Source organism: Glutamicibacter uratoxydans, from assembly GCF_050753455.1.
In the GTDB taxonomy this organism is placed as follows: Bacteria; Actinomycetota; Actinomycetes; order Actinomycetales; family Micrococcaceae; genus Glutamicibacter; species Glutamicibacter uratoxydans_A.
Genome location: NZ_CP192736.1, coordinates 2,657,574 through 2,676,203, shown reverse-complemented (window position 1 = coordinate 2,676,203; position 18,630 = coordinate 2,657,574). Strand labels below are relative to the sequence as shown.

Below are 18,630 nucleotides of genomic sequence, written 5' to 3'. Positions count from 1 at the left end.
CCTCTCGGTGGGGCGGGTATAACCCATTGTTTTGTTGACGCATCAATTATCTCGTGTATGATCGTATTTAGCAAGCGCTGATGACGCGTCAACTAAGTAGTTGTTTCGACAAGAACCACACAGGAGATTGAAAATGAACAAGATCGCCATCGTTACCGGATCCACCCGCCCGAACCGTGTCAACCGCAGCGTTGCCGACTGGGTACTGGAGCGCGCTCAACAGCGCGGGGACGCCAGCTACGAACTCGTAGACATTGCCGACTTCAACCTGCCGCTGCTGGATGAAGCCTTCCCAGCCGCGTACCAGAACTACCAGAATGACCACACCAAGCGTTGGGCCGAGAAGCTTTCCGAGTTCGATGGCTACATCTTCATCACCGGTGAGTACAACCACTCAGTGCAACCAGCTCTGGCCAATGCCTTGAGCTACGTCAACGTCGAACTGAACAACAAGGCTGCTGCACTGGTCGGATACGGGTCGGCTCTGGGAGCTCGTGCAATTGAACACCTGCGCGCCATCCTCTCCGAGCTGCAGGTAGCGCATGTGCAAAAGACCGGACTGTTCTCGCTGTTTACCGATTTCGAGAACTTCTCCAGTTTCAAGCCGACTGAAGTGGCAGCCGCGTCTGTTGACCCGATGCTGGATCAGCTAGCGGCCTGGACCAAGGCGCTGAACTCGGTCCGCGCAGAGGCCAGCGTCAACGCGTAAGCATTGCTAGGCCGGGGATGATCGCCGAATACTGGCTAATGCCCGGCCAAAAATTTTATTCTCACCCGTGCTCCACGGCCAGCGGCTAGTCTGTTCTTAGGCACCTGAAGGAAGGCATTATGACTCAGCAATATTCCACCAAGGGAAGCTATGTTACCGGCGGCGAATTTACCCGCGACACCAACTACATTCAGGACCGCATTCTGGCAGCGGGTACGGATCTCAGCAAAGCACAGGGCGCGAAATCTAGCTCCATTGGGCACCCCGATGCACCCCTAGGTGAGGGTGCCTTAACCTGGCCGGTCGAAGCCGGGCGTTACCATTTGGTGGCGGCCCGCGCCTGCCCGTGGGCCAACCGGACACTGATCGTTCGCCGCCTGCTGGGGTTGGAAGATGCACTATCGGTGGGCTTGCCTGGACCGACCCATGATTCTCGCAGCTGGACCTTTGACCTAGATCCTGACGGTCGGGACCCGGTGTTGGGAACCGAACGCGTGCAGGAAAACTACTTCAAGCGTTTTGCTGACTATCCTCGCGGGATCACCGTTCCAGCGATCGTGGATATTCGTAGTGGCGCGGTGGTGACCAATGACTACCCCCAAATCACCTGGGATCTGTCCACGCAGTGGAAGGAATTTCACCGTGAGGGCGCACCGAATCTCATTCCTACCGATCAGCTGGATGAAATGTTGCCGCTGATCAAGAAGATTTTTACCGAAGTAAATAACGGAGTTTACCGAGCCGGGTTCGCTGGCGGTCAGGACGCCTACAACGATGCCTTCGACCGACTGTTTACCGCGCTCGACTACTTAGAGGAGCGTCTGGCTACGCGCCGTTATTTGATGGGTGATCACATTACCGAAGCTGATGTGCGACTTTTCACTACGTTGGTGCGTTTTGACCCGGTTTACCACGGACACTTTAAGACCAACCGAAACCTTCTGTCCGATATGCCGAATCTATGGGGCTATGCCCGGGATCTATTCCAGACTCCAGGGTTCGGCGATACCGTCGATTTCGAACAGATCAAGGCGCACTACTACGTGGTGCACGAGGACATTAATCCGACGCAGGTGATCCCTAAGGGGCCGAAACTAGAAGGCTGGCTTGAAGCGCACGGCCGAGAATCGCTGGCCGACGGACCGCAGTTCCTCGACGGGACCGCACCGGGACCGGTGCGCGAATCCGAGCGTGTTCAAGCCGGGCACAACCCGTTGTACTCGGCGAACTGAATCGCTTCGGAAAAACCACGATCGATAGCTACCCCGCCGTGGCGGGGATCCGAAGCCCTGGCTGCCTTTACTAGGCGGCCAGGGCTTCGGCCTGCGGATGCCACACCCAGTTCCTGCGCCATAAACGCTGCGGGTCTCGTTCGCGTGATTGCTGCACATAGGGAACCGCGTTGACCATTTTGATCCGGAAATGTCCGGCATGGAACGCCGTATGGCAGTGCTTGCATAGCAGACACCCGTTATCCACGCTGGTCTTACCGCCCCGATGCCATGGTCGGCAATGATTCACCTCGCATCGATGTGCGGGCATCGTACACCCGGGGTTGATGCACCCGCGGTCACGTCCCACCACCGCACGAGTCTGCGCGGCGCTGAAAAGTCTTCGCCGTCTGCCGTAGTCGAGAATTTCTCCCTCAGAACCAAGCACCACCGGAATGATTCCTGCGATGGCCGCTGACTGGCGTAACTCCGTGGCACTAATACGTTGTCCGTGACTGGTGATCCCCGCCTGGGTGGTCTTGGCCAACAAGGCATCGTAGTCGATGGTCACCAGCAGATCGATCATTGGCGGTAAGGTGAGCGAATCCTGCCCCTCGGCTGAGATAGCTTCTCCGGGTGACGACGGAGCCGCCAGCTCAGTTGCGGGGTGATCATCACTCGGGGCTGTCTCATCGACCAGATTTGTCGGGGTCGCTCGGCGGGGGCTGGTTTGCCGACGGAGAATTTCGATGATGGCCTCAAGGAGTTTGCGGGCCTTGACCGAAGCTGGGTCCGATAGTTCAGCCTCCGCTTGGCCTGGTGACTCCTGCTCCGAGTTGTCATTCTGGAAGAACGCGGAGCCCCGACGATTTGCGCTGAGATTCGGGTTGACCAACCGGTCAGCCCAGGTGGAAAGGAACTCATGGACCAAGGTCGTGCAAGTCAGTTCCCAGATATGGCCACGCGGCCCGAGCCCGCGGTAGCGTAACCCGGAACACCGTTCATGTACGTTTTCGCGTTCGGGCAAATCGGGTGTGCTCAGTTCATCGGCGAGAGACTTAAGCTCCGCATTGACCGCGGACTGGCCCTGAGCGCTGGAAGTAGCTACTAGTTCTTCGGCGCGGCGGCGGGCCGGGCCACGAAGCTGCAGACCGCTGATCCGAGCGGCAGCCTGTGAAATGATTTCGGGGTTGATTCCCGGATCGTGGAAGAGCTTACCGAGGGTTGCATAGAGCGGTGGCTGGGTAGGGGAGCCAACCAGATGCCGATAGGCCGTCAACAATACCTTGGCAGCCTGAGGCTTGCAGTCGCCTAACTGGGCCAGCACATCGGCCTCGGAGCGGTAGTGCGCCTTCGTGCTGGCCGGAAGAAGTTGATTTACCGCTAGCGGTGCTCCGGAGGCGATTTGTTCCGGGGTCAAGGCGAAAACTTGATCCAAGGAATTCTGGGCTAGGCGGTGCGCTGTAGTGGCACTAACCGCGCCGGCGGCATGTACCAAGCTCACGCGAGAAGTACGCCGATGGGTATCTGCCAGTTTGAAGTAGGTGAGGGATTCGGCCGCCGTGAGCTGCTGCTGACGCAGTCTGTCGATCAGTTCGCGTTGTTGAATCTCCAAGAGCGCCAAACCGCGCAACAGTTGCTCGGCCGAGGCAGCTGAGGCAGCCGGTAGATCTAGCTGCGGGAGCTGCGCTGTGGGCATCTCGGGGTTTGGTGAGGTCATGCAGCGATGATGCCCTAGCCGTGAGCGGGGTCTGGCCACACGGCGCCGACTGTGGATAAGTTGCTGGCTGCAACGCGTTTGTTTTCGGAAAAGGACGGCCAGACATGGCAGGATTAAACTTATGACGATCATTGCTGCAGCGGATGGATCGGCACTGGGAAATCCCGGGCCGGCCGGATGGGCCTGGTACATCGACGACTCCAATTGGGCCGCCGGAGGCTGGGACCATGGCACCAATAATATGGGTGAGCTGCAGGCGGTGCTGGAACTTTTCCGTGCCACCGAGCATGTGGCCGAACAAGAATTAAAAATCCTGTGCGATTCGCAGTACGCCATCAACTGCATCAGCAAATGGATGCCCGGGTGGAAGAAAAAGGGTTGGAAAAAGTCCGACGGGAAACCGGTGCTGAACCAGGACATCCTCAAACAACTGGATGAGGCGATTCAAGGACGCAACTTCAGTTTTCAATGGGTGCGCGGGCATACCGGCCATGAATTGAACGAAGCGGCCGATGAACGAGCCCGTGCGGCGGCAACCGCCCACCAACAATCCCAACCGGTGGATCGTGGTCCCGGATATCGGGCAGCTGGTGCTAGCCCAGCTCCTACCGGTCCGTCAGGCATCGAGGCTGGGCAACCGCCCGCACCGCATGAGACCAGCGCCGCCCAGCCCAGCCCGGCACTGGACACGGAGCACATTGCGCGGATCGTCGTCCTAGAAAAAGCCATGCTAGAGGCCCAAGTTAGGACTACGTTCAGCGAATTCGTCGACTTCCTGCACCCGGGTTACCAGGAGATCGCGCGCGGCGGCAGACTACTGGATGTAGCCACCGTCCAACGGTTGCTGGAATCTGGGCAGCAGTTACCAACAACCGGTGCCATAGAGGTGCTGACCGGTCATGCCATCGACACCGGGACGGTGCTGATCGCTTACCGGATGAACCTCGGTCAGCAGCAGCTTTTATGTTCCTCCTGGTGGCAACGGACCGACAATGGCTGGAAACTACGGTTCCGACAAGAAACCGTGCAACAACCCACGAACACGACTGAGGATAGATAAGCGAATGCGCGAACTGATCACCGAAGATTTTGCGCCACTGGCCGCGGATCTGGACGAACGAGTGGCCGCTATACCCGGCTATGCGGCACAGCTAGCCGTATACCACCGCGGTGAGTTGGTACTTAGCCATACCGCCGGAGACTACCTGTCTGGGGAGGCAGTGACCGGGATTTACTCGGTGTCTAAAGGGCTGGCTGCGCTGGTCATCGGGCTCCTGGTACAAGAGGGCAAGCTTGACCCCGATGTCGTGGTGAGCCAATACTGGCCGGAATTTGCTGCTGCGGGAAAGGGTGCACTCACCGTCGGGGAACTGCTCAGCCATCAAGCTGGCCTCTTGGGGATTCCCGGGGGAGTACCCGAAGCGGTGTTGCTGGATTCGCGCAAGTACGCAGCGTTGCTGGCTGAGATTCCAAGCTACTGGCCGCTGGGTCAGCAGATCGTGGGCTACCATTCGTTGAGCATGGGTGCGCTGATGGAAGAACTAGTGCGCCGGGTCAGCGGGGAAGAACTGCAGGATATCTTCGAGCGACGGATCCGGCGGCCATTGGACGTCGACGTGTATCTAGGGCAGCCAGAACAGCTGGAAGAACGCTACCGTCCCACCCAGTTGATCAACACCCCAGACACCTTCTTTGACCCATTCTCGCTGTCCGGGATGTCGCTGAATTCGCGGGCCGGGTTCAACGTGCCCGAATCACGCAAACACGGTCAGGCCGGACTGTTGGCCTGGGCAACCACACCCCAAGTACGACGGGTGGGCCCAGCTAGTCTCGGTGGGGTAGCTAACGCCCAAGGGCTGGCCGCAGTCTTTGCCGCGTCCTTTGGGCCAGTCCCCGAACTAGGCGTTGAGCGTGGATTACTAAACGCAGAAACCTGGTCGCAGGTCTCCCGGGAACGAGTCTTCGGGGCGGATCGGATCAGTGGCAAAGCTCAGTCTTTCGCACTGGGCTTTGCCAAGGGTACCCCGGGCAATGACTATGGCTCAATTTTTGCCTACGGACACGGGGGTGCGAACTCCTCGCTGGCTTTCGCCGATCCAGCCCACCATTTGGCCTTCGCCTACCTCCCCTCGGGTCCGGAAGGCGAAGTGGCGACCACCACCGGGGTGCTGCTCAGCCAGCATGCACGTCAGTTGTTGAACGCAAGAAAGGCCAAGTCGTGAAGTTCTTAGCACTGGGGGATTCCTTCACCGAAGGGGTGGGCGACGAAGATCCCTTGCGGCCGAATCAAGTGCGGGGGTGGGCAGATCGGGTCGCTGAAGTCTTGTGCGCCGAACAGGACTGGCAGTATGCGAATCTGGCCATCCGCGGCAAGAAAATCGGGCAGGTCATCAACCAGCAGCTGGATCGAGGTCTGGCGCTCAGCCCAGATCTAGTCTCGATCTACGCCGGCGGCAATGACATCCTGCGTCCTAAAGTGGACATCACCTCCTTGATGACCGGATATGCGGGTATGGTGCGCCGGTTTCGGGAATCGGGCGCAAAAGTGCTGGTGTTTACCGGGTTCGACACCGCCGATTCAGCGCTCTTTGCGAAGACGCGTCCGCGCACCGAACGCTACAACGAGCTGGTGCGTGAGATCGCTCAAGAGCAAGGTGCATTCGTCGCGGACTATTGGGAATGGCGGGAATTTAGCGATCTACGCTATTGGGCGACCGATCGGTTGCATATGAACGCTGCTGGACACACGCTGATGGCCCGTAAAGTGCTGCAGCTGTTGGGACAGCAAGGGATTATCACCCCCGAGCTGGCACAGCGGGTGACAATACCGCAGTTGCCCGAAGTACCCCTCGCCTCGCGCTCGCAGAAGCTGCGCGAAGACCTCGGTTGGGCGCGCGAGTACCTGGCTCCATGGGTGAAGCGTCGGCTGACCGGAACCTCTTCGGGGGATCTGCTAGAACCGAAATATCCGGATTATGTGCGTCTGACCTGAGCTAAACCGATCGTTTAACGGCTTGGATGACAGGCTCGTGAAACCGGTGTTGTGTCAGCGCCCACCTTGGCGCTATGGTTAGCAATGTGTTCCGGGTCAATTCCCGAACCGCGCCGCTAACGGATGGCGGGAGAGTTCCTCCCAAGCCATGGAAGGGCGCCGAAGGAGCAATTCCTCCCCAGGAAACTCTCAGGCATCCGTACCGCCATCAAGAGGCAACTCTGGAAAGTAACCGGATCACCGGTTCACCGAAGGTGCAAGTAACCGCATTCGTTCGCTGGTTATGTAAAACTCTCAGGTTGATGAACAGGGATGGGGAGGGAAATGACCCTCCATTGGCATGCCCCTCGACCGATCCCAGGGAGTTACCTACACCATGACCATCACGCAGACCTCGACCTCTTCGAGTAGCGAATTCGTTGCCCGCCATATCGGCCCCCGCGACTCCGACGTGCAGACCATGCTCAAGACGCTGGGCTACTCCAGTCTCGATGAGCTAGTCGATACCGCTGTTCCAGCCGATATTCGGCAGCATGAGCCGTTGAATCTGCCCGGTGCCCTGAGCGAGGCCGAAGCCCTCGACACGCTACGTGCCCTGGCTTCGAAGAACGTGCTGAAGACCCAGATGATCGGTCAGGGTTTTTACGACACCTTCACCCCGCCGGTGATCCGCCGCAATATCGTGGAGAACCCGGCTTGGTATACGGCGTACACTCCGTACCAGCCCGAAATCTCTCAGGGTCGGCTAGAAGCCCTACTGAACTACCAGACCATGGTGATGGATCTGACCGGGTTGGAGATCGCCAACGCCTCGATGCTCGATGAGTCCTCGGCCGCCGCCGAAGCGGTGCTGCTGATGCGTCGGGCTAACAAGAAGAAGAGCAGCGGTAAAACCGTTCTGGATGCCAATCTCTTCCCACAAACCATCAAGGTCATCGAAGGCCGCGCCACGGCGCTGGGCTTCGAAATCGAAATTGTGGATCTGACCCAGGGACTGCCGGAAGGCGAAATCTCCGGCATCGTACTGCAGCAGCCGGGCAATAACGGTGCGGTAGTCGATCATGAGCAGATCATCGCCGCCGCCAAGGACGCCGGCGCGATGGTCACCGTCGTGGCGGATCTGCTGGCGCTGACCATGATCACCCCTCCTGGTGAACAGGGCGCGGATATCGCGGTGGGCAACACTCAGCGTTTCGGTGTGCCATTGTTCTTCGGTGGCCCGCACGCTGCTTACATGGCGGTGAAGAAGGGGTTGGAGCGTTCGCTGCCGGGCCGTCTGGTGGGGGTGTCCACCGATGATGCCGGGCTGCCAGCCTACCGTTTGGCACTGCAGACTCGTGAGCAGCACATCCGCCGCGAGAAGGCCACCTCGAATATTTGTACCGCTCAGGCCTTGCTGGCCATCTGTGCCTCGATGTACGCGGTGTACCACGGTCCGGCCGGACTGAAACAGATCGCTACCCGCACCCACAATCACGCTCGCGTACTGGCCAGCTCGTTGCAGGACGGCGGCTACACGCTAGCCAGCGACAGCTTCTTCGACACCGTCGTGGTTCAAGTGGAAGATGCTCAGGCACTGCTTGCCAAGGCCGCCGAAGCCGGCATCAACCTGCGCAAACTCAGCGATACCGAAGTGGGCATCTCCACCGACGAGACCACCACCACCGCGCACATCCAGACCCTGACCGAGGTATTCGGGGTGCAGCTCAGCGCCCCGGCCGGTTTCGAACTACCTGCCTCGATGGTTCGCAGCAGTGAGTACCTGACTCACCCAATTTTCAACACCATTTCTTCCGAAACGCAGATGCTACGCTACCTGCGTCGCCTCTCGGACCGTGACTTGGCCTTGGACCGCACCATGATCCCACTGGGCTCGTGCACCATGAAGCTGAACTCCACCGCGGAAATGGAATCGATCACCTGGCCAGAGTTCGCCGGAATTCACCCCTATGTGCCGGCCGAGCAGTCGGTGGGCTGGCGTGAACTGATCACCGACCTGGAAGAGCGGTTGACCACCATCACCGGTTACGCCGGGGTCTCCATCCAGCCCAACGCGGGATCTCAGGGTGAATACGCTGGCCTGCTGGCAATCAGCGGCTACCACGCTTCCCGTGGCGAGGCGCAGCGCAATGTCTGCCTGATCCCGGCCTCCGCCCACGGAACCAATGCCGCCTCCGCAGTACTGGTGGGCATGAAGGTGGTCGTGGTCAAGACCGCCGCCGATGGCACCATCGACGCCAACGACTTGGACGCGAAGATCAAAGCCAACAAGGATGTGCTGGCCGCGATCATGATCACCTACCCATCCACCCACGGGGTGTATGACGCGGACGTGCGCGAAGTTTGCGACAAGGTGCACGCCGCCGGTGGTCAGGTGTACATCGACGGGGCGAATATGAACGCCCTAGTCGGCCTGGCCCAGCCAGGTCAGTTCGGTGGCGATGTCAGCCACCTGAACCTGCACAAGACCTTCTGCATCCCACACGGTGGCGGCGGACCGGGCGTCGGACCAATCGGCGTGGGCGAGCACCTGCTGCCGTTCCTCCCCGGTGACCCTTCGGGCACCTACACCGAATACACGCAGCGTGACGGGGTGCCGGTGGTGGCCACCGCCTTCGGTTCGGCTGGCGTACTGCCGATCTCCTGGGCCTACATTGCGATGATGGGAGGGGACGGGCTGACCGCCGCGACCAAGACCGCGATCCTGAGCGCGAACTATATCGCCACCCGGTTGAACGAGCACTTCCCGATCCTGTTCACTGGGAACAAGGACCTCGTAGCCCACGAGTGCATTCTTGACTTGCGCGAAATCACTGCGAAGACCGGAGTGACCGCCGAAGACGTGGCCAAGCGCCTGATCGACTTCGGTTTCCACGCGCCAACCCTCGCCTTCCCGGTGGCTGGAACCTTGATGGTGGAGCCGACCGAGTCTGAGGACCTGGCCGAGATCGAACGCTTTATCGAAGCGATGATCACGATCCGCCAAGAAATGGATGAGGTTCTGGCCGGGGTCTACGCAGTGGAAGAATCCCCACTGCGCCGCGCCCCGCACGCCGCCGCCGCGGTCATCACCAGCGACTGGAGCCGCAAGTACTCGGTGGAACAGGCCGTCTTCCCCGTACCAAGCCTGAAACAGGACAAGTACTTCCCACCGGTGGGCCGCATCGACGGAGCAGCCGGTGACCGTAACCTGATCTGCTCCTGCCCACCACCAGAAGCCTTCGAGAACTAGGACCACGTACCGTGACTGAGATCAAACACACCGTGTTGCACGCCAAGCACGAAGCGCTCGGCGCGAACTTCACCGACTTCGGTGGCTGGGATATGCCGCTGAAGTACGGTTCCGAACTAGCCGAGCACAAAGCCGTGCGTTCCACCGCTGGGCTCTTTGACCTGTCCCATATGGGCGAGGTCTGGGTCAGCGGACCGGAAGCTGCGAAGGCCCTGAACACCGCGCTGGCCGGAAATCTGGCCGTAGTGAAGCTCGGTAAAGCTAAGTACTCGCTGATTCTCAACGAAGACGGCAAGATCATCGATGACCTGATCGTCTACCGTCTCGAAGACGAGAAGTACCTGGTGGTCCCGAACGCCGGAAACGCCCCGGTGGTAGCCCGTGAATTAGCTGCACGCACCGAAGGTTTCGATGCCACCGTGCACGATGCCTCCGCTGACACGTCGCTGATCGCGGTTCAAGGACCGAACGCCGAAGCCATCGTGGCCAAGCTAGCCTCCGATGACGAGGCCGCAGCCGTAGTCACCGGCATGAGCTACTACTCGGCAGCCTATGTGACCTTGGGTGGCGTGAAAACCATCTTGGCTCGCACCGGCTACACCGGGGAAGACGGCTTCGAACTGATTATCGATAATGCCGATGCCAATGGGCTGTGGGACCAAATCGTCGAGATCGGTCAAGAGCATGACCTCCTGCCTTGCGGTCTGGCCTCTCGGGACTCGCTGCGACTAGAAGCCGGCATGCCGCTCTACGGCAACGAGCTGTCCCTAGAACGTACCCCCTTCGAAGCCAATTTGGGCCCGGTGGTCTCCTTCAAGAAGGAAGAGAACTTCATCGGTCGTAGCGCATTAGAGGAAGTCAAGGCCAACGGCACCGCGCGTAAGCTGGTGGGACTCAAGGGCTTGGGCAAACGTGCCGGCCGTGGCGGTTACCCGATCCTCAAGGATGGGGAAGTCATTGGCGAAATCACCTCGGGCCTGCCATCACCAACCTTGGGCTACCCGGTGGCTCTGGGATACATCGATGCGCAGCACGCTGTGGTCGGTACCGCATTGGATGTTGAACTGCGAGGTAAGACTTTGCCTTTTGAAGTCGTCGAGCTGCCGTTCTACACCCGCGCCAAGTAACGTTAATACCTGGGGGCGTCCAAGCAACGCCCACTGCTTCCCTTCAGAGAGGAACCATCATGAGTAAAGTTCTGTCATCCCTGCGCTACTCGGCCGAACACGAGTGGATTGACGATGCGAGCCCCGCAAAAATTGGTATCACCCAGGTAGCTGCGGATGCCTTGGGCGATGTCGTCTACGTCGACCTGCCAGAGGTAGGTGACACCGTCACCGCGGGTGAAACCTGCGGTGAGGTGGAATCCACTAAGTCGGTCTCCGACCTCTACTCCCCAGTGACCGGCACGGTCGTTGAGGTGAACTCCGAGGCTGTTGACAACCCAGCGATCCTCAACGAGGACCCATATGGTGCTGGCTGGCTCATCATCGTCGAGGTTTCCGAAGAAGGCCCACTGATGTCGGCAGCCGATTACGCCAGCGCCAACGGTGGGAGCGTCGAGTAAATGTCGAATACGACTTTTGAATCCTTGGCTCCGGCCTCGCTGACCCAGTCCCTAGCCGAACTCGATCCTGAGGTGGCGCAGCGTATTGATGCTGAGTTGGCTCGGCAGCAGCGTGGTTTGGAAATGATCGCTTCGGAGAACCACACGGCGCAGGCAGTGATGCAGGCTCAGGGTTCGGTGTTGACCAATAAGTATGCCGAGGGGTACCCGGGTCGCCGTTACTACGGGGGTTGTGAAGAGGTCGATGTCATTGAGACGTTGGCGATCGAGCGGCTGAAGGATCTGTTCGGCGCGAAGTTCGCTAATGTACAGCCGCACTCTGGTGCGCAGGCGAACGCCTCGGTGTACCATGCGTTGGTGCGTCCGGGGGATACCGTGCTGGGCCTGAATCTGGCTCATGGCGGGCATCTGACCCATGGGATGAAGCTGAACTTCTCTGGTCGCTTGTTCAATATCGTTCCTTATGGTGTGGATGAGGAAACGAACCTGGTGGACATGGATGAAGTCGAGCGCCTAGCCGTGGAGCATCAGCCGAAGATGATTGTGGCTGGTTGGTCGGCTTACCCTCGTCAGTTGGATTTCAAGCGTTTCCGTGAAATCGCTGACAAGGTCGGTGCGTACCTGTTTGTGGATATGGCGCATTTCGCTGGTTTGGTGGCTGCTGGTTTGCACCCGTCGCCGGTGCCGCACGCGCATGTGGTGACTTCGACGACGCATAAGACTTTGGCTGGCCCGCGGGGCGGGATCATTCTCTCGAATGATGCGGATATTGCGAAGAAGTTGAATTCGGCGGTGTTCCCTGGTCAGCAGGGTGGTCCGTTGGAGCATGTGATTGCTGGTAAGGCGGTGGCGTTCAAGATTGCTGCGAGTCCGGAGTTTAAGGAGCGTCAGGAGCGGACTTTGGCTGGGGCGAAGATTCTGGCTGAGCGTTTGACTCGTGAGGATGTTGCCTCGAAGGGTATTAGCGTTCTGACTGGTGGCACTGATGTGCACCTGATGTTGGTGGATCTGCGTCATTCGGAGCTGGATGGGCAGCAGGGTGAAGATTTGTTGGCGCAGGTGGAGATTACGGTGAATCGTAATTCGGTGCCGTTTGATCCTCGTCCGCCGATGACTACTAGTGGTTTGCGTATTGGTACTCCGGCGTTGGCGACTCGTGGTTTTTCTGAGGAGGCGTTTGTGGAGGTTGCGGAGATTATTGCGCAGACTTTGATCGCCGGCGCCGACGGAGACACCGAAATACTTCCCGAACTGAAACAACGCGTGTTGGACCTCGCCCAGGCCCACCCGCTCTACCCGGAGCTGCCGCAGCTAGCTAAGTAACATCGGGCTAGACCCTAAACTAAGGGTCCGGAAAGCGCGCATTTCAGTGCTTTCCGGGCCCTTTGTGCACAACGGCCTAAAAATCCGTCCGGCCCAGCACGCTCACCGGTACCACCTCATAGGGTGACCGATCCCGAGATTTGACCGTAAAGCAGGCTCGATGCCGAGCCGCATGTAAGACCGAAGGAAGTGATTTACGATGGCCATCAGTGTCTTCGACTTGTTCTCTGTGGGTATTGGCCCATCGTCTAGCCACACCGTAGGCCCCATGCGAGCCGCACATGCGTTTATCGCACATGTAGTCAAGCAAGGGCTGCTTGACCAACTGAGCAATATCAAGGTGGATGTCTACGGTTCACTGGCCGCCACTGGACGCGGGCACGGTACTTTCACCGCCATTCTGTTGGGCATGGAAGGATTCGAACCGGAAAGCATCCTGCCAACCCAAGTCGATGAACGACTGGCAGACATTGAGGCCGGTGGACCCTTGCGGTTGGCCGAACAATTGGGTGCCCGCAAAGACATTCAATATTCAGTGCCGGACATGATCCAGCACCCGTTGACCATTCTTCCCCGCCACACGAACGGCGTAAAATTTGCGGCGCTCGATGCCGCAGGCAATACCCTGCTGGAAGAGACCTACTACTCAGTCGGTGGCGGGTTCATCGTTAAAGACGGTGCCGAGGAACGGGTAGAAAAGTCCTTGGAGGAAAAGGCGCAATCGGTCCCTTTCCCTTTCACCACCGCCAAAGAACTATTGGCCTACAGCGCCGAAACCGGCAAATCCTTCGCCCAAATCATGCTGGCCAACGAGGAAACCTGGCGCAGCCGCGAAGAAATCTACGCTGGGCTAGTGCACATTTTCCAGGTAATGGAGCAATGCAAGGACTCCGCCCTGGAACGTACCGGGGTATTGCCCGGCGGGTTGAATGTGCGCCGCCGCGCCCCCGAATGGCATGAGCGCCTCCGTAAGGAAGATAAAGACCGCGACCCAGTTTACTGGCAGGAATGGATCAACTTGGTGGCACTGGCCGTCAACGAGGAAAACGCCTCGGGCGGCCGTGTCGTCACCGCGCCGACCAACGGGGCGGCCGGAATCATTCCGGCGGTACTCTTCTATGCCACCCACTACGCACCCGGCGCCAAGTTCTGGAACGATGAAGAGCGCAACGAAGCGGTAGTTAAGTTCCTGCTCGCCGCCGCGGCCGTGGGAGTGCTCTATAAGGAACAAGCCTCGATTTCCGGGGCCGAGGTCGGCTGTCAGGGTGAAGTCGGCTCAGCCTCCTCGATGGCCGCGGCCGGACTGGCTGAAGTTCTAGGCGGAACCCCAGCCCAAGTCGAAAACGCCGCGGAAATCGCGATGGAACACAACCTCGGGCTGACCTGTGACCCCATCGGTGGACTCGTTCAGATTCCGTGCATTGAACGCAACGCGATCGCCGCTTCCAAAGCCGTGAATGCAGCAAAGATGGCCCTGATGGGCGACGGACAACATCACGTCACCTTGGACGAAGTGATTATCACGATGCGGGAAACCGGCAAAGATATGAGCGACAAGTACAAGGAAACCGCGATGGGCGGACTGGCTGTCAACGTGGTCGAATGCTAACCAGCTGAACAGTTTCGGGGGATGACTTTGCAGAATCACCCCGAAACTGGTTGTGCCCCATCGGAGCACCTGCGCCCAAGGATTAGGTAATAGTCGGTGTCGATGATAGAACTACAGGTGCGGAGCCAGCAGCTAGCTGGCTGCACTGAGCCGAGGAGGTGAGCCGCATGGAAGACGGACCAAGTCGATCTAACAGCATGCGAGCCCGTATTCTCCGCCGCTCATTTTCTCCTGTGTAGCACAGGTATTTGCGCTGAACGAGTCTGAGGTTCGCCAGGTTTTTCCCTCAGCCGACACCTAGTTCAATCATGCGATTTATCCCCTAATTTCCGGTGGCCTTCCATGTGCGAAGAATCCCGAAAATAGGGAGAATTACGGTGCCTGGCGTCTCGACCCAGAATTGGACCCAGCCGCGTGAACACCTTCGAAACAGTTGACTTCTCCACTACTTCCCGCCTCATTCGCCACGCCATTGAGCAGCGAGAACTCGCCGAATTGGCACGGCACTTGAAAAGACTCTCCACGGCCGAGGTTCTGGCTCAATTCGACACGTTGTCCCAGAGCCAGCTGGCTCTGGCTTATCGAATGCTCCCGAAAGCAAGCGCGCTGGAGGTCTTCGAACTACTGGATCCACTGATGCAAGCCGATCTGCTAGAAACCCTGCAGGGTTCAACCCTTAGCGAGATTTTCGCAGCTTTAGATCCCGATGACCGGGTCGCCTTGCTTGATGAGTTGCCCGCTGGCGTGGCCGCGAAACTGCTTAAGGGCCTGAACGCCGAGCAACGGGGTGAAACCAATGTGTTGTTGGGCTATGCCGCCGGCGTGCTGGGTCACGTGATGAGCCCAAATGTCCTCACCACCCATCCGGATTTGAGTGTCGAACATACTTTGGACCGCGTACAGGCTCAGGCTAAGGACGCCGAAAGTATTACTACGGTGATGGTAATCGACGAATCGAAAAGACTGCTTGGAACGGTATCCCTAAGAACTTTGCTGGCTGCTGATGCGGCACAACCAGTGAGCGAGTTGATGGAACAGGTTGCGGGACTACCGGTTAACACCCCGGCGGGGCAAGCCGCGCGCCAGACGCTAGATACGCGGGCACTAGCGATCCCGGTGCAAGATCTGGAGGGACGTTTGGTGGGTGTGCTGAGTCTGGAACAAGCGATCCGTCTCACCGAACTGGAAGATGAGCAACGCTCTGCCCATGGCAGCGGAACCGCACCTTTGCGGCGTCCCTACCTGAACACGCCCATTTCGTCTCTGGTGCGCTCTCGGCTGATCTGGCTATTGGTGCTAGGAATCGGCGCCAGCCTGACGGTGCAAGTGCTATCGAGTTTCGAACAGACCCTAGAGTCCGTGGTCATGCTCAGTTTGTTCATACCCCTGGTGGTCGGTATTGGTGGGAACACCGGTAACCAGGCAGCCACCACCCTCACCCGAGCGATCGCCATGGGTGAGGTGCGCCCCGCTCACTTCGCCCGTATCTTGCTGCGCGAAGCACGCGTCGGGGCGATCCTTGGTTGTTGTTTGGGTGGGCTGGGATTCGGTATCTGTGCCCTGATCTTCGGTTTGCAGATGGGGCTGATCATCGGGATCACGCTCGTAGTATTGTGCACCCTTGCCGCGGCAGTTGGTGGGGCTATGCCACTGCTTGGAAAAATGTTGAAGGTCGACCCAGCCGTATTTTCCAACCCGTTTATCTCCACCTTCGTCGATGCCGCCGGGCTGCTGGTCTATTTTAGTGTGGCGATGACGGTGCTGCGTGTTTTCGGAGCTTAGTGGCGAGGAACACCAAGGGGAATAAAGCCGGGTCTGGCAACCTTATGTGAAATATGGCCCAAAGTAATCTCTTTTCCCCCGTCACCATTCCTACGCGCAGTGGAGCGGGGATGACCCTCGCCAACCGGGTAACTCTGGCACCGATGTGCCAATATGCAATCCCCGCCCGAGACGGTGTACCGGTCACCTGGCAGCTGGTGCATTTAGGGTCTATGGCCCACGGCGGCTTTGCCCTGCTGCACACCGAAGCGACCGCCATCAGCCCGGAGGGTCGCATCTCGGATCAGGATGCCGGCATCTGGAATACCGAGCAGGAACAGGCTTGGGCGAAGGTGGTGGATTATGTTCACCAGCACGGGACGAAAATTTCGATTCAATTGGCGCATGCCGGAGCAAAAGCCTCGACTTATCCTTGGCTGCCGGCGCAGAACGAAGCCAAACAGGTTGGTAGTATCCCGCTGGATGAGGGTGGCTGGCAGACCATCACGTCAACTGACTCCGAGCTCTATCAGTTAGCCCCGGCTCAAGAAATGAGTACGGAACAGATTCAACGATCTTTGCGTTCTTGGGCTGCTGCGGCGCAACGTGCCCATGAAGCCGGCTTTGACGCCCTTCAAATCCACGCGGCTCATGGCTATCTGATCCATCAATTCCTCTCGCCACTGTCGAATTCTCGCACCGACGAATACGGCGGCAGTTACGCCAACCGCACCCGCTACCTCAAAGAAGTCGTGGCTGCTATCGCCGAGGTGTGGCCGGCGGAGAAGGTCCTAGCCATCCGACTGTCCGGTGAAGACTGGGTGTCTGAGGGTTGGAGGATCGCGGACACTGTGCAACTGGCCGGTGAGCTTTACGAACAAGGCGTGCGCGCTTTCGATATCTCAAGTGCCGGGATTGGGGCTTTCCACGGCCCCAGTGGTCCCGGATACCAAGTTCCGCTGGCTACCGCAGTCAAAGAAGCGCTGCCGGACGATGCTTTTGTCACCGCGGTCGGTGGCATCACCCATCCGCTGCAGGCCGAACAGATTATCGTCACCGGGCAGGCCGACGGGGTCAGCATCGGCCGGGCAGCGTTAGGGGACCCGCAATGGGCCAACCGGGCAGCCGAACAGCTCGGGGCGCCGCGGAGCAACCCACAACAATACTGGCGTGGTCGCTGGTAATCATCTGGAAGACACCGCAGAATCTTGCTTCTGCGGTGTCTTTTCGCTCCCTCATCGGATAGCACCCGCAGCTAAAGCCGCTGCTTGAGCGCTACCTCTTCACTGGATCCACTTGGGGTGTTAGGTTAGTCTCACGGATCTAGTCGCTGCGCGACGTGAAGGTCGCGTGCGGAAGGGAGTCAGCATGGCATTGCGCGCGGATTCTAATGGAATCGACGCTTCGCTCTATCGGAAGACCGGCTCTTGGAGCACTGTTTTGGCCGATGTCTCTTTAGGAACGACCGCGGCGCAGGAAGCCGCAGATCAGCTACCCGACAAGGTGGCGAAAATACTGAAAAGCCAGCAAGCCCATGCCGCGGACATTTCGGCCCTCATCGAAGCGTTGGTACCGGCCGAAGGGTTACGGGCACCAGTGGCACGCTGCGTGGCAGCGTATGACGGACAGGTGGTACTCAACGAGCTGATCCCAGGACTTAAAGTCGAGAAAACCAGTGTGGATGTCGGACCCTTTCCGAACTTCGTCTCATTGGCTCGCGCACGAGGCGGGGCATTCTCATACCTCGTGGCAGAAACCGGCCGTGATGGCGGGGAAGTGCACCTGTACAACACCACCTCACCCGAACGGGTCGCTAGTCGCGGCATCGTCGGGTTGCCCGAAGAGACCCATGTGGCCCGCAAAGTGCCAGGGGAATATGACCAACCGAAGAACCAGTCCGCGGCCGAAGAAATGGTGCGGCGGAATGCGGAAGAAGTGGCCGAACTGATCCGTGAGATGGCCAATGAAACCTATGTGCGGTTGATTGTGATCTCCGGGGATGTGAAATCCCGTGAATCCGTCTGCGACCAGTTGCATACCTCGTTGAAACCCTTGGTCGCAATGCTGGATATTAACAACCGTACCGGGGGAGGGGACCGGTCTGCGCAGGACGCTCAGATCCGTAAACTCGTGGACAGTGTCACCGCTAAGGATCTGAACGAGCTCTCCGAACGAGTCGCCGAACAGCTGGGCAACTCGCAGAGCCAGCTGGCCTTAGGCATTGAACAGGTCGTCGCTGCACTGCAGCAAGCTCAAGCCGACACGGTACTGGTCAGCCAGTATCAGGATGAGCACACGCTCCGTGCCCTGAACGCTGAACCCTGGTTGGCCACCGAAGAAGACCCAAATCATGCCGAACTCGTGATCGGCCAGTGGCCGGCACCAGAGGTGCTGCTACGGGCTACCGCACTGACCGACGCCACCATCCGGTATGTGCCGGACGGGCTTCTGCCCGACGGTGTGGGAATTGCGGCCCTGCTCCGTTGGCCGCGCAATGGCGCGTAAC

14 protein-coding genes and 1 riboswitch are annotated in these 18,630 nt (G+C 59.0%); of the genes, 13 read left to right on the top strand and 1 reads right to left on the bottom strand.

Going from position 1 to position 18,630, the window contains the following annotated elements:
• The first annotated feature begins 133 nt into the window (after positions 1-133).
• Positions 134-709 carry an NADPH-dependent FMN reductase gene (locus tag ACQQZ8_RS12370; RefSeq protein WP_431710102.1) on the top strand — a complete coding sequence of 192 codons (576 nt, stop codon included), beginning with the start codon at positions 134-136 and terminating at the stop codon, positions 707-709.
• A 119-nt stretch (positions 710-828) separates the two neighbouring features.
• The gene (locus ACQQZ8_RS12365; protein WP_431710101.1) at positions 829-1,941 is read left to right on the top strand and encodes a glutathione S-transferase C-terminal domain-containing protein; all 1,113 of its coding nucleotides are present in this window, start codon (positions 829-831) and stop codon (positions 1,939-1,941) included.
• Between the two features lie 70 nt (positions 1,942-2,011).
• Here the strand turns inward: ACQQZ8_RS12365 and ACQQZ8_RS12360 are convergent, their stop codons facing one another.
• On the bottom strand, positions 2,012-3,640 hold the full coding sequence (locus tag ACQQZ8_RS12360; protein WP_431710100.1) for an HNH endonuclease: 1,629 nt from the start codon (positions 3,638-3,640) through the stop codon (positions 2,012-2,014).
• Positions 3,641-3,761: 121 nt separating this feature from the next.
• Here ACQQZ8_RS12360 and ACQQZ8_RS12355 point away from each other — a divergent pair, with 121 nt between their 5' ends.
• The 11 genes from ACQQZ8_RS12355 (at position 3,762) to ACQQZ8_RS12305 (ending at position 18,629) form a co-directional block, all read left to right on the top strand.
• Positions 3,762-4,700, top strand: a complete 939-nt coding sequence (locus ACQQZ8_RS12355) for an RNase H family protein (protein ID WP_431710099.1) — start codon at positions 3,762-3,764, stop codon at positions 4,698-4,700.
• 4 nt (positions 4,701-4,704) lie between these two features.
• The gene (locus ACQQZ8_RS12350; RefSeq protein WP_431710098.1) at positions 4,705-5,862 is read left to right on the top strand and encodes a serine hydrolase domain-containing protein; all 1,158 of its coding nucleotides are present in this window, start codon (positions 4,705-4,707) and stop codon (positions 5,860-5,862) included.
• A complete protein-coding gene (locus ACQQZ8_RS12345; RefSeq protein WP_431710097.1) occupies positions 5,859-6,632 on the top strand; it encodes an SGNH/GDSL hydrolase family protein in 774 nt (257 codons plus the stop codon). Before ACQQZ8_RS12350 ends, ACQQZ8_RS12345 begins: the two co-directional genes overlap by 4 nt.
• A 117-nt stretch (positions 6,633-6,749) precedes the next feature.
• Positions 6,750-6,847: riboswitch (glycine riboswitch) on the top strand.
• Positions 6,848-7,008: 161 nt separating this feature from the next.
• Positions 7,009-9,864, top strand: coding sequence for an aminomethyl-transferring glycine dehydrogenase (gcvP, locus tag ACQQZ8_RS12340; protein WP_431710096.1), 2,856 nt, complete (start codon positions 7,009-7,011; stop codon positions 9,862-9,864).
• An 11-nt stretch (positions 9,865-9,875) separates the two neighbouring features.
• A complete protein-coding gene (gene gcvT, locus ACQQZ8_RS12335) occupies positions 9,876-10,991 on the top strand; it encodes a glycine cleavage system aminomethyltransferase GcvT (RefSeq protein ID WP_431710095.1) in 1,116 nt (371 codons plus the stop codon).
• A 59-nt stretch (positions 10,992-11,050) separates the two neighbouring features.
• Positions 11,051-11,431, top strand: coding sequence for a glycine cleavage system protein GcvH (gcvH, locus tag ACQQZ8_RS12330; RefSeq protein WP_431710094.1), 381 nt, complete (start codon positions 11,051-11,053; stop codon positions 11,429-11,431).
• A complete protein-coding gene (gene glyA / locus ACQQZ8_RS12325; protein WP_431710093.1) occupies positions 11,432-12,754 on the top strand; it encodes a serine hydroxymethyltransferase in 1,323 nt (440 codons plus the stop codon). It abuts the gene before it with no gap.
• Between the two features lie 199 nt (positions 12,755-12,953).
• Positions 12,954-14,363, top strand: a complete 1,410-nt coding sequence (locus ACQQZ8_RS12320) for an L-serine ammonia-lyase (RefSeq protein WP_431710092.1) — start codon at positions 12,954-12,956, stop codon at positions 14,361-14,363.
• Between the two features lie 414 nt (positions 14,364-14,777).
• Entirely contained in the window at positions 14,778-16,145 is a 1,368-nt protein-coding gene (mgtE, locus tag ACQQZ8_RS12315) for a magnesium transporter (protein WP_431710091.1), read from the top strand.
• 53 nt (positions 16,146-16,198) lie between these two features.
• Positions 16,199-17,308, top strand: a complete 1,110-nt coding sequence (locus tag ACQQZ8_RS12310) for an NADH:flavin oxidoreductase/NADH oxidase (protein ID WP_431710090.1) — start codon at positions 16,199-16,201, stop codon at positions 17,306-17,308.
• Positions 17,309-17,492: 184 nt separating this feature from the next.
• Positions 17,493-18,629 (top strand): hypothetical protein, encoded by a 1,137-nt coding sequence (locus ACQQZ8_RS12305; protein WP_431710089.1) that lies wholly within the window; start codon positions 17,493-17,495, stop codon positions 18,627-18,629.
• Position 18,630 lies beyond the last annotated feature (1 nt).

Excerpts from the sequence above, each read along its gene's own strand:
- ACQQZ8_RS12350 (WP_431710098.1), top strand. The coding sequence starts at position 4,705 with ATGCGCGAACTGATCACCGAAGATTTTGCGCCACTGGCCGCGGATCTG.
- glyA (WP_431710093.1), top strand. The coding sequence starts at position 11,432 with ATGTCGAATACGACTTTTGAATCCTTGGCTCCGGCCTCGCTGACCCAG.
- ACQQZ8_RS12310 (WP_431710090.1), top strand. The coding sequence starts at position 16,199 with ATGGCCCAAAGTAATCTCTTTTCCCCCGTCACCATTCCTACGCGCAGT.
- ACQQZ8_RS12320 (WP_431710092.1), top strand. The coding sequence starts at position 12,954 with ATGGCCATCAGTGTCTTCGACTTGTTCTCTGTGGGTATTGGCCCATCG.
- ACQQZ8_RS12305 (WP_431710089.1), top strand. The coding sequence starts at position 17,493 with ATGGCATTGCGCGCGGATTCTAATGGAATCGACGCTTCGCTCTATCGG.
- ACQQZ8_RS12360 (WP_431710100.1), bottom strand. The coding sequence starts at position 3,640 with ATGACCTCACCAAACCCCGAGATGCCCACAGCGCAGCTCCCGCAGCTA.
- gcvH (WP_431710094.1), top strand. The coding sequence starts at position 11,051 with ATGAGTAAAGTTCTGTCATCCCTGCGCTACTCGGCCGAACACGAGTGG.
- ACQQZ8_RS12355 (WP_431710099.1), top strand. The coding sequence starts at position 3,762 with ATGACGATCATTGCTGCAGCGGATGGATCGGCACTGGGAAATCCCGGG.
- ACQQZ8_RS12370 (WP_431710102.1), top strand. The coding sequence starts at position 134 with ATGAACAAGATCGCCATCGTTACCGGATCCACCCGCCCGAACCGTGTC.
- gcvP (WP_431710096.1), top strand. The coding sequence starts at position 7,009 with ATGACCATCACGCAGACCTCGACCTCTTCGAGTAGCGAATTCGTTGCC.
- ACQQZ8_RS12365 (WP_431710101.1), top strand. The coding sequence starts at position 829 with ATGACTCAGCAATATTCCACCAAGGGAAGCTATGTTACCGGCGGCGAA.